Genomic DNA, 14,864 nt, shown 5'->3' on the forward strand with positions numbered 1-14,864 from the left:
CATGACCGACGTCGACTCCCCCGCCCGCACTCGACTTCTCGTCGACGTCGACACGGGAATCGACGATTCACTCGCCCTGGTGTACCTGGCGGCGAGTCCCGAGGCCGAGATCGTGGCCGTGTGCTGCACGGCGGGCAATGTGCCCACCGCGCAGGTGACGCGGAACACGCTGTCCTGGTTGGAGATCTGTGGTCTGGCCGATGTGGAGGTGGCGGTCGGCGTCGACGCACCCCTGGTCGCCCCGTTGATGACGACGGAGGACACGCACGGTCCGCTCGGAGTGGGCTACGCGGATCTGCCGGCACCCACCATGACCGTCTCCGGTCGCACGGCGGCGCAGGCGTGGGTGGACCTGGCGCGGGAGAATCCGGGCGAGCTGGTCGGGCTGGTGACCGGTCCGATGACGAATCTGGCTCTGGCACTGCGGCTCGAGCCCGCACTGCCCGTTCTGTTGAAGCGTCTGGTGATCATGGGCGGCAGCATCGACCACCCGGGAAACACGACGCCCACCTCCGAATGGAACGTGGCGGTCGACCCGGAAGCCGCCAAGGAGGTGTTCGACGCCTTCGACGCGGTGCCCTCGGGCCGGGAGCCGATCGTGTGCGCCCTGGGGCTGACGGAACGGATCGAGATGCATCCGTCGCATGTGGCGCGTCTGGCGGAGATCGCAGGATCTGTTCCGGTGGAGCACCTCTCGATCGACGAGGTGGGCGCACGCTCGACGGCGTCGGTGCCCGTCGTGCGGTACCTGACCGACGCGGTGCGGTTCTACATGGAGTTCCACCACGCGCAGGGTGAGGGATACCTGGCGCACATGCACGACCCGTTCGCGGCGGCCGTCGCACTGCACCCGGAGATCGCCGAGTACGCCCTGGCCACCGTCGACGTCGAACTCGTCGGGACCCTCACGAGGGGAACGACGGTGGCCGACCGGCGCGGCTTCTGGGGACGTCGCCCCAACGCCGCGATCGCCGTGTCCACCGATCCGGACGCCTTCTTCGACCATCTGCTCGAGACGGTCGGGGCGTTCGCCGCCGGGCGCTGACGTCAGCCGTCGAAGGCGGTCAGGATCTCCTGCGCACCCAGTGCGGCGGTGAGCGATCCGTCGGCCACGCGCCTCTCCACGTCCGCGCGGACGGCAGTCACCGCGGGGTTCGACGACAGTCGGCGCATCAGTTGGTCCTGCACCATGGTCCACACCCACTGGACCTGCTGATCGCGGCGGCGGGCATCGGAGTCGCCTGCCGCGGTGAGGACGTCGCGGTGGCGGCACACGGTGTCCCAGAACTCCGTGAGTCCGGTCTCCTCGATCGCGCTCATCGTCAGCACGGGAGGGGTCCACAGCGAGTCGTGCGGGTAGATCAGTCGGAGCGCTCCGGCGAGTTCGCGCGCAGCACCCTTGGCGTCGCGGAGATGGTTCCCGTCGGCCTTGTTGACAGCGACCACGTCGGCGAGTTCGAGGACGCCCTTCTTGATGCCCTGCAGCTGATCTCCCGTGCGCGCCAGCGTCAGGAAGCAGAAGGTGTCCACCATGCCCGCGACCGTGATCTCGGACTGCCCGACCCCGACTGTCTCCACGAGCACGACGTCGTAGCCGGCCGCCTCGAGCAGCACGATCGTCTCGCGGGTCGCCTTCGCGACACCGCCGAGGGTTCCCGACGTCGGCGACGGCCGGATGTACGCCTCGGGCGCCACCGTGAGCCGTGCCATCCGGGTCTTGTCCCCGAGGATGGACCCCCCGGTACGGGTCGAGGACGGGTCCACCGCGAGAACCGCGACGCGGTGGCCCTTCTCGATGAGCGTCATGCCCAGGGCGTCGATGAACGTCGACTTGCCGACTCCCGGTACGCCCGTGATGCCCACCCGGTGTGACCCCCCGGCGTGCGGAAGGAGCTCGAGCAGCATCTGTTGGGCGAGGTCGCGATGGTCGTCGCGGGTGGACTCGACGAGGGTGATGGCGCGCGCCAGCCCGGCACGCTCGCCGGCCCGCACCGAGGCCACGAGCGCGTCGAGATCGATCGCCGGACGCGTGGGACGTGCTGCGGTCGCGTCGGACATGCTCAGGCGTTCGCTCCTGCGTCCGAGACGGCCGCGCCGTGGCCCAGGCTCTCCGCGAGCTGGCCGATGAGATCGACGGCGGCGTCGGCGATCACCGTGCCGGGTGGGAAGATCGCGGACGCACCGGCCTCACGCAGCGCGTCGAAGTCGCCCGGCGGGATGACGCCGCCGACCACGACCATGATGTCGGACCGGCCGACGGCGGCGAGTGCTTCCCGCAGCGCCGGAACCAGCGTCAGGTGACCGGCGGCGAGCGACGACACCCCGATGACGTGGACGTCGTTGTCGGCGGCCTGGTTCGCCACCTCCTCTGGGGTCTGGAACAGCGGGCCGACGTCGACGTCGAAGCCGATGTCGGCGAACGCCGTCGCGATGACCTTCTGCCCGCGATCGTGTCCGTCCTGCCCCATCTTCGCCACCAGGATGCGGGGTCGGCGGCCCTCCGCCTTCGCGAACGCCGTCGCCAGCTCGCCTGCATGCACCATGTTCGTGGCCTTCCCCGCCTCGTCCCGGTAGACACCGCTGATCGTGCGGATCTCGGCGCGGTGCCGTCCGTAGACCTTCTCGAGAGCGTCGGAGATCTCGCCCACCGTCGCCATGGCCCGCGCCGCGTCGACCGCGAGGGCGAGCAGGTTGTTCTCCATCCCGCCGTCGGTGGACGCGGCCGCCGCGGTCAGGGCGGACAGCGCCGCCTCGACGCGGCCGGGGTCGCGCTCCTCGCGCAGCCGCTCGAGCTTCTCGATCTGCTCGGTGCGCACCCGCGAGTTCTCGACCTTGAGCACCTCGATGGCGTCGGGCTCGTCGGGAACGTACTTGTTGACACCCACCAGCGGCTGCCGACCGGAGTCGATGCGCGCCTGCGTCCGCGCCGCCGCCTCCTCGATGCGGAGCTTCGGGATGCCCTCGCCGATGGCCTTGGCCATTCCGCCGGCCTCCTCGACCTCGGCGATGTGCGCGCGGGCCCGATCGGCGAGCTGGTGGGTCAGCCACTCCACGTAGTACGAGCCGCCCCACGGATCGATGGGCCGCGTCGTGCCGGACTCCTGCTGCAGCAGGAGCTGGGTGTTGCGGGCGATCCGGGCGGAGAAGTCGGTGGGCAGCGCGAGCGCCTCGTCGAGCGCGTTGGTGTGCAGCGACTGCGTGTGCCCCTGCGTCGCGGCCATCGCCTCGATACACGTGCGGGAGACGTTGTTGAAGACGTCCTGCGCCGTCAGCGACCAGCCCGATGTCTGCGAATGTGTGCGCAGGGACAGCGATTTGGCACTCGACGGGTCGAACTTCTGAACCAACTCGGCCCACAGGAGACGCCCGGCGCGGAGCTTGGCGACCTCCATGAAGAAGTTCATACCGATGGCCCAGAAGAAGGACAGGCGCGGAGCGAACGTGTCGATGTCCATGCCAGCGGCCAGCCCGGCGCGGATGTACTCCACCCCGTCGGCGAGGGTGTACGCGAGCTCCAGATCGGCCGTCGCGCCGGCCTCTTGGATGTGGTAGCCGGAGATGGAGATCGAATTGAACTTCGGCATGTGCGTGGAGCTGTAGGCGAAGATGTCGGAGATGATCCGCATCGACGGCTCGGGTGGGTAGATGTAGGTGTTGCGCACCATGAACTCTTTGAGGATGTCGTTCTGGATGGTGCCGGCGAGCTTCTCGGGTCCGACGCCCTGCTCCTCCGCCGCCACGACGTACAGCGCGAGGATCGGCAGCACCGCACCGTTCATGGTCATCGACACCGACACCGACCCCAGGTCGATCCCGTCGAAGAGTTGCCGCATGTCGTAGATCGAGTCGATAGCGACACCCGCCATACCCACGTCACCCTGGACGCGGGGGTGGTCACTGTCGTAGCCGCGGTGCGTCGCGAGGTCGAACGCGACCGACAGCCCCTTCTGGCCGGCAGCGAGGTTGCGACGGTAGAACGCGTTGGACTCCGATGCGGTCGAGAAGCCCGCGTACTGACGAATCGTCCACGGCTGGTTGACGTACATCGTGGGGTACGGACCGCGCAGGAACGGCGCCGTGCCCGGGTAGGAGTCGAGCGGGTACCCGGCCTCGGCCGCCTCCGCTCGATCGGCGCCGGTGTACAGGGGGCGGACGTCGATGCCCTCGGGGGTGGACCACACCACCTGCTCGGGTGAGTAGCCGTGAGCCGACGCGGCCGCCTCGACGTGTGCGCGCGCATCGTCGGCCGCCGGTGCTGTCGCCTCCGCGCCGTGGGGATCGACGAGCGGAACGTCCGCGAAACTGCCCACGGTGCCCATGTCACCAGCGTCGTCGGTCATGCGGTGTGTCCTTCCGTACGAGCCTCGCCGGTGAGTGCATCGAGGAGAGCACTCAGTTCGGCGACGGCATCGATGGTGAGCGTGAGATGTCCGTCCGGGGTCTGTTCCGGCGACGCGTCCGCGAAGGCAGCGGCACCGCCGGCGACCAGCACCGTCTGCACTCCCGCCGATCGCAGGGCGGCGACGGCGTCCGGTCCCTCGGCGGCGTAGCGCTTGTCGGTGCCGCACAGCACGGCGATCGGCGACGCGGTCTCGCGCGCCACCGCGGCGAGATCTGCTCCCGCACCGGGATTCACCGCCTCGATCCCGCCCGACGCCATGAGGTTCGCCGCGAACGTGGTGCGACCGTTGTGTTCCGCGACGCTACCCAGCGGCGCCAGCAGCACCACCGGGCGACTGCCCTTGTCCGCCAGCACCGCGTCGCTGCGATCGCGGAGCGCCTCGAACTCGGCGGCGTACCGCGTCGCGGGACGTCCGGCGACGGTGCCGTCCCCCGAGGCCGCGGGCGACGGCTCCTGCAGGTTCGGGAACTCGTTGACACCGGTGACCGCGGTGCGGCGGTGGGCGATGTCGCTCGCGCGGGCAGCTCGGGTCTCCTCGACCCGGCGCGCGATCTCACCGGACTCCAGCGCGGCGCGGTAACCGCCGGCGGCCTCGACCGCCTGCAGAAGCGACCACGCCGAGTCCGCGAGCGCGTCGGTGAGCGACTCGACGTACCAGGACCCACCGGCCGGATCGAGCACCCGACCCAGGTGGGACTCCTCGAGCAGGAGCAGCTGGGTGTTGCGCGCGATTCGTGCGGCGAAGGTCTGCGAGACGTCCGCGGCGCCGCCGGGAATCGCGGCGTCGAACGGCAGGACGGTCACCGCGTCGGCTCCGCCCACACCGGCGCCGAACGCGGCCAGCGTCGTGCGCAGCATGTTCACCCAGGGATCGCGCTGCGTCATCATCGCCGCCGAGGTGACGGCGTGCTGTGGGGCACCCCCGTGTTCCGGCGCCCCGAGCACCTCGGCCACCCGGGCCCAGACCCGCCGGGCCGCGCGGAACTTGGCGATGGTCTCGAACTGCTCGTCGGTGGCCGCGAACCGGAACTCCACCTGTCCCAACGCCTCGGCAGCGGACAGTCCCGCCGCCGTGAGCGCGCGCAGATACTCGAGCCCGGCCGCGGCGGTCAGCCCGACCTCCTGCGCGTCCGCCGACCCGGCAGCGTGGAACACGGTGCCGTCCAGCGTGATCGCGCGTACCCGCTCGGTGCGCGCCGCTGCCCGCACCGCGAGATCGATCGCGTCCTGCTCGCTCGCACCCGCGATGTCGGCGAATCGATCGGTCAGCGGCGACGCCCCCAGTCGGACGTCGGCGGCCGCGCCGCGCTCGTCGAGGAGCGCGTACAGCGCGTCGGCCACCGATGCGACGTCGGCGCCGGCGTCCAGCGTCAGCGGCGCGAGGTCGAGCAGGACCCCGTCGAGCGCGCGGCCCAGGCCCTCGGCGCCCACGGACGCGGTGTCGAGCCAGAGGGCGCTCGTGCCGTTCTGCAGCGCGTCGAGGAGCTGGTCGTTGAGCGTCGCCGCGTCCGAATCCGCACCGACGGAACGGCCGAACCGACCGGCGACCTGCCACCCGACGTTGACGTCGCGATGCGCGTCCGTGCCACGCGTGAAGGGGAAGGTGCCGGGCAGCGGCGCCTCGGCAGTCTCGTCCAGCGGGCCGTAGAGGGGCCGCACCGTGACCCCGTCGTACGTGGTCACCTCGAGCAGCGTCTCCGGATGCTCGGGCAGCTCCGAGACGTCCACCCGACGAGCCTTGGCCAGCACCCCGGCCACGCCGCGCCGCCAGGTCGCGAAACCCTCCTCGGCGCTGCTCACCGGTACGGCCGCGCCGACGTCCTCGGCAGCGACGGAATCCGGTGTCCCGGTGTGTGACGTGGCCATGTGTCCCTTTCGCGCCTACGGATGCTGTGATGTTAACCGCACTCCGGGCACGCTATCCCGAGTCTCATCACAGCGGCCTGAGACAAACTTCACACTAGTAGGGCGTCCGAGCATCGGTCCTCCTAGCGACCGCCCCGACCGCCTCGAGGAGCACCGCTCGCAGCGCTCTTCGGTAGCGTGAGCAGACGTGACGACCCCCGACATCGAGCCGCACGACACCGTGCCGTCGGAGGAGTCGATCGTCGTCGGAGGTCGCCGCGCGCTCGTGCTGCGCGTGGCCGCGACCGTCACGGTGCTCGTCGCGCTGATCGTCGTGGCGTTGCTGGTCCCCCTCCCCACCATCGACCGCGTGCGCGAGTGGGCCGTCGCCGTCGGGCCGGCCTTCCCGCTCGTCTTCTTCGCGGCGCACGCGATCATCACGGTGGCGCCGATCCCCCGCACCCTGTTCACGGTGTCGGCGGGTGTGCTGTTCGGACCCGTGACGGGGGTCGGTGTGGCGGTCGCGGCGACCACCGTGAGCGCGGTGCTCGCGTTCCTGCTGGTCCGAGCGCTCGGCCGCGACGTGGTGACCGCACGCTGGGGCCATCCCGTGATCCGGGCCGTCGACACTCGCCTCGCGCGACGGGGATGGCTGGCGGTGGGGAGCCTTCGACTCATCGCGCCGGTGCCGTTCTCGGTGGTCAACTACTCCGCCGGCCTGTCCTCGGTGGCCGTGGTGCCGTTCGCGCTGGCGACGGTGGTCGGAGTGATCCCGGGGACGGTCGGCATCGTGTTGCTCGGCGACGCTCTGGCCGGTCACGGCGATCCGGTCCTGCTGGCGATCTCGGGAGTCTGCATCGCGGTGGGCGTCGTGGGACTGATTCTGGACGCGCGGATGCCGGTGGCCGGCGATCGATGAGGTCAAGGCCACGGGCTTGATGTAGCCGGATCAAGGTCAACGACGAACTCCGCGACAACGCAGCGCATCAAGACTCGAGGCTTGATTCCGCCTGATCAAGCTTCTAGGGTTGATCGATGTTCGTTCTGACAGTGGACCAACGAGGAAGTCGCCGCGACATCGATCGCGTCGCCGACATCCTCGACCGAGCCACCGGCCTGGTGCGCCCGTTCGAACGCACGGCGGGCGACGAGGTCCAGGGTGTGGCGGACGACGCGTCGGTGGCACTCGACCTCGCCCTCGACTTCCTCGAGGACGGGCACTGGAGCGTCGGGATCGGGGTGGGCGCCGTGGAGGATCCGTTGCCACGCTCCACCAGAGCGGGTCGGGGCCCGGCGTTCGAAGCCGCGCGGGACGCCGTCGACAGCGCCAAGAACGCCGTCGCCCACATCGCGGTCCGCGGCGGTGACGCCGAGTCCGCCGGTGATGCCGACGCCGTCGTGGCACTGCTCGCACTACTCCTGGTCCGGCGCACCGAGCAGGGCCGCGCCGCGGTCGACAGTGTCCGCAGGCTCGGATCGCAGACCGCCGTCGCCGAGGAACTGTCCATCACACCGCAGGCTGTGTCGCAACGACTGGCCGTCGCGGGGTGGCAGGCGGAGCGTGCGGCTCGACCGGTCGTCGCGCGGATGCTCGCGCTCGCCGATCTGCGCGCACGCGGAACGGACGCATGATGGCGACCACCCTCGCGCTGCTCGCGCTCGCGCTCTCCGCCGGAGCGGCACTGCTTCCCGCCCGGCCGGTGCCGACGATTCCACCGACGGCTGCGCCGGGACGACGCGTCCGGTGGCTGCCGCCGCTGCGCTGGTGGGTCCCGGCACTCCTGTCCGCCGGGATGCTCGCACTGGCGGGTCTCGCCGCCGCGATCGTCAGCGCACCGGTCACCGGGCCAGCACTCGTCGTCGCGCTGGTCCTGGTCGTCGCGGTCGCCGTCACCGGCGGCACCGTCGTCGTTCCCGCGGTCTTCCATCTCGCACGCCGGCGGCCCGAGCCCGGAGACGGCGATGCCGACGACGAGCGCCCCGTCCTGCGTGGGGGGCTCGTCATCGGCACACTCGAACGCATCGCCGTCGTGGTCGCGGTGCTCACGGGGTGGCCCGAGGGCATCGCCGTGGTGCTCGCGGTGAAGGGACTCGCGCGCTACCCCGAACTCCGCGACCCGCGGGCCTCCGAGTACTTCATCATCGGCACCTTCACCAGCGTGCTCTGGGCACTCGCCGCGGGCGGCGTCGGCGCGGGTCTGGCGGCCTGACCGTCAGCGGTCCAGTTCACGCGGTGCGTCGTCGCCCGACCCGGACCCGTCCGGCAACGAGGCCTCGACGGACTTCGCGGGCTCCGGAGCCGAGTCCCTGACCGGGTTCGGTGCGGCGGCCAACGAGGTGTCGACAGGCTTGCGTGCCACGGCCTCGGCGTCGGCGACCGCCCGAGCGATGGCCGGGTCCGTCTTCGTGTCGAACCAGTCGGCCACCTCCGCGGAGTCGTCCTCCGGCTTGGAGTGCGTCTCGCCCTGGTCGCTGGGCTCGAAACGGAACACGCCGTCGTCGCCCGGTGCACCGAGATTCTTGGCGAAGCCCTTCAGAGCGTCGCCGAAATCGGACGGCACCACCCACATCTTGTTGGCGTCACCCTGCGCCATCTTCGGCAGCGTCTGCAGGTACTGGTACGCGAGCAACTCGGGCGTCGGCTTGCCGGCCTTGATCGCCTCGAACACCTTCTCGATGGCCTTCGCCTCACCCTGCGCGTTGAGGTACTTCGCCGCCCGCTCACCCTGCGCACGCAGGATGCGGGACTGACGCTCGCCCTCGGCGGAGAGAATGGCGGCCTGCTTGGCGCCCTCCGCGGACAGGATCTGCGACTGCTTGTCACCCTCGGCCGTCTTGATGGACGACTCACGGTGCCCCTCGGCCGTGAGGATGGTGGCGCGCTTCTCGCGGTCCGCCTTCATCTGCTTCTCCATCGACTCCTGGATGGAGGGCGGCGGATCGATGCTCTTGAGCTCCACGCGGGCGACGCGCAGGCCCCACCGACCGGTGGCCTCGTCCAACACTCCGCGGAGCTGACCGTTGATGGAGTCACGCGAGGTGAGTGTCTCCTCCAGGGTCATACCGCCGACCACGTTGCGGAGCGTCGTCGTGGTGAGCTGCTCGACACCGACGATGTAGTTGCTGATCTCGTAGACCGCGGCCTGCGGGGTGGTGACCTGGAAGTACACGACGGTGTCGATGGACACCGTCAGGTTGTCCTGCGTGATCACCGGCTGCGGCGGGAAGGACACGACGCGCTCACGCAGGTCGACCTTCGCTCGGACACGGTCGACGAACGGCACCAGGAACGTGAGCTGCCCGGAGACCGTCTTGGAGTACCGGCCCAGACGCTCGATCACCGCGGCCTCGGCCTGCGGCACGAGCGTCACCGACTTCGCCACCACCACGGCGACGAACAGCACCACCACGGCAAGGGCGATCAAGGCGGCATAGTCACCCATCTAGGGTCCTTTCCACACGACGGCCGTGGCGCCGTCGATCTTCATCACGGTCACGGTCGTTCCGGCCGTGTACACCTCGGTGGGATCCAGCGGACGAGCCGTCCACACGTCACCGTCCAGCCTCACCGTGCCGGAATGCTGATCGATCGCATCGATCACCTGCGCGGAACGACCGGTGAGCGCCGCGATGCCGGTGGGAGTCGGCGGGGGCGTCGAGAACCGGCGGGTCAGCACCGGCCGGACACCCAGGATGAGGGCTCCGGACAGGATCGCGAACACGATCGCATCGCCCCACACGGGAAAGTCGGTCAGCGCCGAGACGCCCGCGGTACCCAGGGCTCCACCGGCCAGCATGAGAAGGAAGAAATCTCCGGACAGCGCTTCACCCGCAGCGAGAATCACCGCTCCGACGAGCCACAGAAGTGCAACCACGAACCCCACAGTAGCGACGAACGACGAGCCCGTGGGGTGCGCACGACCGTCGTGGGGAGATCGTTACCGACCTGTCTCCCCGTTCTCGTCACCCAGGGTGACGAAGTCGACGAGGCGCTCCACCGCGCCGATGAGCGGCGCTTCGAGATCGCGAAAACTGGACACCGCACCGTAGACGCGGCGCCACCCGTCCTGCGGTGTGCCCCAACCCAATTCGCGGCAGATTCCGGTCTTCCAATCGGTGCCGCGCGGGATCCGCGGCCACGCCTCGATGCCCACCGCGGCGGGCTTCACCGCCTCCCACACATCGATGTAGGGGTGTCCCGTGACCGTCACGTACGGGCCGAGCGACCGCGTCAGGCGGTCCTCCTTCGAGCCGTCGACGAGGTGGTCGACGAGAACCCCCACCCTGCGTCCCGGCCCGGGTCCGAACTCCTGCAACCGCTCTGCCAGGTTGTCGAGTCCCTCGAGATGCTCGACGACCACACCCTCGACCCGCAGGTCGTGGCCCCAGACTCGTTCGACGATGGCGGCGTCGTGGATGCCCTCCACCCAGATGCGGCTGGGCAGAGCCACTTTCGCCCGTACGTTCTCCACCCGCGTCGACCCCGAGGCCGAGCGGGTCGGGGCGACGGCACGGGTCGGCGCCGGCCGCGTCAGCGTCACCGGGCTTCCGTCGACGAGGAAGGCGGCCTCGCGCATCGCGAAAAGCCTCCGCACACCTCGGCCGTCCTCGAGCCGGACGAAGTCACCGTCGTAGGTACGCTCGAAACCCACCACGGCGCCGCAGAATCCGGTCGCCGCGTCCTCGACCACCACGTCCCGTTCGGCCGCCATCGTCGGGACCACGCGTCGCGCTCGCCTCGCGTGCCCGGCGAAGATGTCGCCGCCGTACCGGTTGTCCGCTGTCATCGTCTTCCCTCGCCCTCCGCGCTCACTCCCGGGACAGAACTGTCGGGTCACCGGGCCGTCTCACGGTATCGGCGCCGCGCGCTCCCCCACCGCAGCCACGCCGGTCGCTTCCGACGCCGACTATGATCGGACGGTGTCGTCCCCATCCTCGAGCCTCGCCATCTGGTGCGGCGCCTGGCTCGCCGGAGCCGCGCCGCCCGACGACGTGATCGATGCCCTCACCGAGTGGGCACCGTTGGCCCTCGTCGTCGCCGCCGATCCCGAGACCGCCGAGCGGCACGACCTCCCGTGGCCCACTCCTCGTGACGTCGGCATCGCCCAGTTGCTTCGCGTCGTCCGCGCCGCGGCACCAGTCGGCGACCGCGAGGTGACCGTCGACATGGTTCTTCCCGCCCCCGGTGACGTCGCCGGGCTGCCGACCGATTCCGCGTTCGCGTCCGCCGCCGTGCTCGCGGGCGAAAGCGTCGTCATCGGAGCGCCGGGGCGGCCGGGTGTCGGACTCGTCCCCACCGACGAGGGCCCCGACGTCATGCGGTGGACGGTGTTCACCGTCACCGTGCCGGTCACCTACCAGGAACTGGCGCTCGGGGAGATCGAGTACTCGATGCGGGACACCGTCCGGAGTGCGGCGGAGGCCCTCACCGCGGTGCAGACGGTCGACACCGGCCGCTCCGGCGGTGATCCGCACACGATGATCGCCGAGCGCCTCGCCATCGCGAGCCGCCATCGCTATCCGCCGCTCCCCGAACGCACCACCCGGGTTCTCGACACGGCCGACCGGGTGGACGCCATCCTCGCGGCCGCGCAGACGTCGGCGCCCTCGGAGGCACCCAGCAGCAGCGGTGCCGAGGCCCGCGAAGCAGTGCTCCGACCGTTGCGTCGCGCCGTGCGCGCCGCGCGACGTGCCGCCGTGCGCGCTGCCGTGGACGGGTACCTGTCCCCCGATCGACGCTAGCGGTACTCCCCCGCGCGCGAGTACGCCGAAAGTGTCGTGGTCCAGGCCCGGATCACGACACTTTCGGCGTACTCGCGGGTGGGTGGTTCCGGGGTGTTCGAGCTGTCAGGCCGGGCGGCGACGCACCGGGGGCTCACAGCAGCCGGGATTGCACGGCGTTCCGTCGACGGTCGTTCCGAAGGCGGGCTCGGAACCCAGACGCAGCGGCGCAGTGCCCACGGTCCGTTCCTCGACCAACGTGCGCACGAGCCGAGCGAATCGAGGGTCCGCACCCGGTGTGCCGGCACGCTCGAGAGCGATGCCCAGTTCCTGCGCCTTCTCGACCGCCTCGGTGTCCAGGTCCCACACCACCTCGAGGTGATCCGAGACGAACCCGACCGGGCAGATCACCACGGCATCGACGCCCGCCTCCGCCAGGGCTTCGAGGTGATCGCAGATGTCGGGGTCCAGCCACGGGATCTGCGGCGGTCCCGACCGGGACTGCCACACGACATCGAACTCGTCGACACCTGCTGCGGCGGCGCACAATCGGGACGCCTCGGTGACCTGACGGCTGTAGAGGTGGCCGCCCGCCGACGGCGGACCCGCGGCCTCGTCCGCCGAGACGGGCACCGAGTGCGCCGTGAAGACCACGCGAGCACCGGCTCGGCGGTCCGCCGGAAGCCTGCCGATCGCCGCGCGGATCGCGTCGGCGAAGGCATCCACCATGAGCGGATGGTCGTAGTACTGGCGCAGTTTGGTGAGCTGCGGAGCGCCCTCCCCCACGGCGGCACGGGCGCGGGCGATGTCCTCGTGGTACTGCCGACAGCCCGAGTACCCGCCCCAGGCCGAGGTGGGGAACACCAGCGCGTTGCGCACGCCGTCGGCCTTCATCGCGGCGACGGTGTCCTCCGCCATGGGATGCCAGTTGCGGTTACCGAAGTACACCGGCAGATCGATGCCCGTGAGGGCGAACTCGGTCTCGACCGCGGCGATGATCTCGCGATTGAGTCGGTTGATCGGCGACACCCCACCGAAGTGGTGGTAATGCTCGGCGACGGCATCGAGGCGCTCGGGCGGGATTCCGCGGCCGCGCGTGACGTTCTCCAGGAACGGCCGCACCTGGTCCGGCCCCTCGGGCCCACCGAAGGACAGCAGCAGAAGCGCGTCGTAGGTCATGACGCCATTGTGCCGGAACCCGTTTCGGTGGACCCGAGAGGATGCTCGGATGGAGTCGAGATGTCAGAGATTCTCGGGCAGCCAGGTGTTGTGACTCGCGCCGCCGTCGACGTAGATGATCGACCCGGTCGTCGCCGGCAGCCAGTCCGACAGCAGCGCGCAGATCGACTTGGCCACGGCCGTCGGGTCGTTGAAGTTCCAGCCGATCGGGGACGCACCGTCCCAGTACTCGTTGAGCTGGTTCATCTTGTCCGCGTCACCCGTCGCGGTACCCGCGATGGCCTTGGCGGCGAGCGTCTTGATCGGACCCGCGGCGACCAGGTTGGAGCGCACCTTCTTGGCCTCGCCGACCTCGCGGGCGACGTAGCGGTTGACCGACTCGAGCGCGGCCTTCGCCACACCCATCCAGTTGTAGAACGGCATCGCCGTGCGCGGATCGAAATCCATGCCGACGATCGATCCGCCCTCGTTCATGACGGGGAGCACGGCGCGTGCGAGCGAGGCGTAGGACCAGGCGGAGATCTGGAACGCGGCGGCAGCGTCGGGACCCGGTCCCTCGAGGAACGGCTTCGACCCCGGGCCCATCAGGGTGCGCGGAGCGAACGCGATGGAGTGCAGAACGCCGTCGATGCCCTCCGGAGCCACCTCGGAGACGCGACCGGCGAGCGCGGCGAGATGCTCCTCGTTCGTCGCGTCCAGCTCGATCGCCGGCGGCACGGGCTCCGGCAGTCGCTGAGCGATCCTGTCGATCAGTCGCAGCCGGTCGAACCCGGTGATGACGACCTTGGCGCCCTGCTCCTGCGCGACCTTGGCCGCGTGGAACGCGATGGACGCGTCGGTGATGATGCCCGTGATCAGGATGGTCTTGCCTTCGAGCAGTCCGCCCATGTGCGTGTGCCTTTCGTGTGAAGTCTGGTGTGCCCGAGTCGATCGGGCAGGAGTCGGGACGAGGTGGGCTAGTGGCCCATGCCCATACCGCCGTCGACCGGGATGATCGCGCCGGAGACGTAGCTCGAATCGGGCGACGCGAGGAAGCTCACCACCGCCGCGACGTCCTCGGGAGTGCCGAGTCGCTTGAGCGGGATGTACTCGCGTGCGGTGTCCCGGAGCTTGTCGTCGAGCTCGGCCGTCATGTCGGTCTCGATGAACCCGGGGGCCACGACGTTCGCGGTGATCGAGCGCGAGCCCAGCTCACGGGTGAGCGAGCGCGCCATGCCGACGACACCCGCCTTGGAGGACGCGTAGTTGATCTGGCCGGGTCCGCCCATCTGACCGACGACGGAACCGAGGAAGACGAACCGTCCGAAGCGTGCCCGCAGCATCGATCGGCTCGCTCGCTTGGCCACCCGGAACGCGCCGGTGAGATTGGCGTCGACGACGGAGGTGAACTGCTCCTCGGTCATGCGCATCAGCAGGGTGTCGTCCGTGATGCCCGCGTTGGCGACGAGCACCTCGACGGGGCCCTGATGCTTCTCCACCTCGGTGAACGCGGCATCGACGGACGCGGTGTCGGTGACGTCGCACTGCACCCCGAACAGCCCTTCCGGTGCACCCGAGCTGCGGTGCGTGACCGCGACCTTGTGGCCGTCCGCGGCGAGGCGGCGGGCCACGGCCAGGCCGATGCCCCGATTACCGCCGGTGACGAGCACGGACCGGGAGACGAATCCCCCGCCGGCCGTCGCGTCGGGTGTCGCGGACTCGGGCGCAGAGGACATAC

General features: G+C 70.2%; 14 protein-coding genes. 5 read left to right on the top strand and 9 right to left on the bottom strand.

From position 1 onward, the window contains the following. The first annotated feature begins 1 nt into the window (after position 1). Positions 2-1,045, top strand: coding sequence for a nucleoside hydrolase (locus tag JOE30_RS14480; RefSeq protein ID WP_204867470.1), 1,044 nt, complete (start codon positions 2-4; stop codon positions 1,043-1,045). Between the two features lie 2 nt (positions 1,046-1,047). On the opposite strand, the gene meaB is transcribed toward JOE30_RS14480, so the two are convergent. From meaB to JOE30_RS14495, 3 genes are read right to left on the bottom strand one after another with little or no spacing between them, the layout of a single operon-like run. Next, positions 1,048-2,058 carry a methylmalonyl Co-A mutase-associated GTPase MeaB gene (gene meaB, locus JOE30_RS14485; protein ID WP_204867472.1) on the bottom strand — a complete coding sequence of 337 codons (1,011 nt, stop codon included), beginning with the start codon at positions 2,056-2,058 and terminating at the stop codon, positions 1,048-1,050. Between the two features lie 2 nt (positions 2,059-2,060). After that, positions 2,061-4,340, bottom strand: a complete 2,280-nt coding sequence (gene scpA / locus JOE30_RS14490; RefSeq protein WP_239532382.1) for a methylmalonyl-CoA mutase — start codon at positions 4,338-4,340, stop codon at positions 2,061-2,063. Beyond that, complete coding sequence (locus tag JOE30_RS14495) at positions 4,337-6,268, bottom strand: methylmalonyl-CoA mutase family protein (RefSeq protein WP_204867474.1); 1,932 nt, start codon at positions 6,266-6,268, stop codon at positions 4,337-4,339. The genes scpA and JOE30_RS14495 overlap by 4 nt, the downstream gene beginning before the upstream one ends. A gap of 274 nt (positions 6,269-6,542) precedes the next feature. On the opposite strand from JOE30_RS14495, the gene JOE30_RS14500 reads away from it, so the two are divergent. The 3 genes from JOE30_RS14500 to JOE30_RS14510 all read left to right on the top strand — a co-directional run bounded on the left by JOE30_RS14500 (position 6,543) and on the right by JOE30_RS14510 (position 8,457). After that, positions 6,543-7,166, top strand: coding sequence for a TVP38/TMEM64 family protein (locus JOE30_RS14500; protein WP_307806299.1), 624 nt, complete (start codon positions 6,543-6,545; stop codon positions 7,164-7,166). 116 nt (positions 7,167-7,282) lie between these two features. Beyond that, positions 7,283-7,879 carry a hypothetical protein gene (locus tag JOE30_RS14505; RefSeq protein ID WP_204867476.1) on the top strand — a complete coding sequence of 199 codons (597 nt, stop codon included), beginning with the start codon at positions 7,283-7,285 and terminating at the stop codon, positions 7,877-7,879. Next, positions 7,876-8,457, top strand: a complete 582-nt coding sequence (locus JOE30_RS14510; RefSeq protein WP_204867477.1) for a hypothetical protein — start codon at positions 7,876-7,878, stop codon at positions 8,455-8,457. The genes JOE30_RS14505 and JOE30_RS14510 overlap by 4 nt, the downstream gene beginning before the upstream one ends. A gap of 3 nt (positions 8,458-8,460) precedes the next feature. Here the strand turns inward: JOE30_RS14510 and JOE30_RS14515 are convergent, their stop codons facing one another. The 3 genes from JOE30_RS14515 to JOE30_RS14525 form a co-directional block, all read right to left on the bottom strand. Then, entirely contained in the window at positions 8,461-9,690 is a 1,230-nt protein-coding gene (locus JOE30_RS14515) for an SPFH domain-containing protein (RefSeq protein ID WP_204867480.1), read from the bottom strand. Then, positions 9,691-10,122: an NfeD family protein gene (locus JOE30_RS14520; protein ID WP_204867481.1), complete on the bottom strand. Its 432-nt coding sequence runs from the start codon at positions 10,120-10,122 to the stop codon at positions 9,691-9,693. It abuts the gene before it with no gap. A 63-nt stretch (positions 10,123-10,185) separates the two neighbouring features. Next, positions 10,186-11,034 (bottom strand): DUF3097 domain-containing protein, encoded by an 849-nt coding sequence (locus tag JOE30_RS14525; protein ID WP_056444639.1) that lies wholly within the window; start codon positions 11,032-11,034, stop codon positions 10,186-10,188. 133 nt (positions 11,035-11,167) lie between these two features. Here JOE30_RS14525 and JOE30_RS14530 point away from each other — a divergent pair, with 133 nt between their 5' ends. After that, positions 11,168-11,989 carry a hypothetical protein gene (locus JOE30_RS14530; RefSeq protein WP_204867483.1) on the top strand — a complete coding sequence of 274 codons (822 nt, stop codon included), beginning with the start codon at positions 11,168-11,170 and terminating at the stop codon, positions 11,987-11,989. Between the two features lie 105 nt (positions 11,990-12,094). Here the strand turns inward: JOE30_RS14530 and JOE30_RS14535 are convergent, their stop codons facing one another. From JOE30_RS14535 to fabG1, 3 genes are all read right to left on the bottom strand, one after another. Then, positions 12,095-13,147, bottom strand: coding sequence for a ferrochelatase (locus JOE30_RS14535; RefSeq protein WP_204867485.1), 1,053 nt, complete (start codon positions 13,145-13,147; stop codon positions 12,095-12,097). A gap of 63 nt (positions 13,148-13,210) precedes the next feature. Beyond that, positions 13,211-14,035 (bottom strand): NADH-dependent enoyl-ACP reductase InhA, encoded by an 825-nt coding sequence (gene inhA / locus JOE30_RS14540; protein ID WP_204867487.1) that lies wholly within the window; start codon positions 14,033-14,035, stop codon positions 13,211-13,213. A 68-nt stretch (positions 14,036-14,103) separates the two neighbouring features. Further along, positions 14,104-14,862, bottom strand: coding sequence for a 3-oxoacyl-ACP reductase FabG1 (fabG1, locus tag JOE30_RS14545; protein WP_204867488.1), 759 nt, complete (start codon positions 14,860-14,862; stop codon positions 14,104-14,106). Positions 14,863-14,864 lie beyond the last annotated feature (2 nt).

It is taken from the genome of Rhodococcus sp. PvP016 (assembly GCF_017832185.1).
Taxonomy (GTDB): domain Bacteria; phylum Actinomycetota; class Actinomycetes; order Mycobacteriales; family Mycobacteriaceae; genus Rhodococcoides.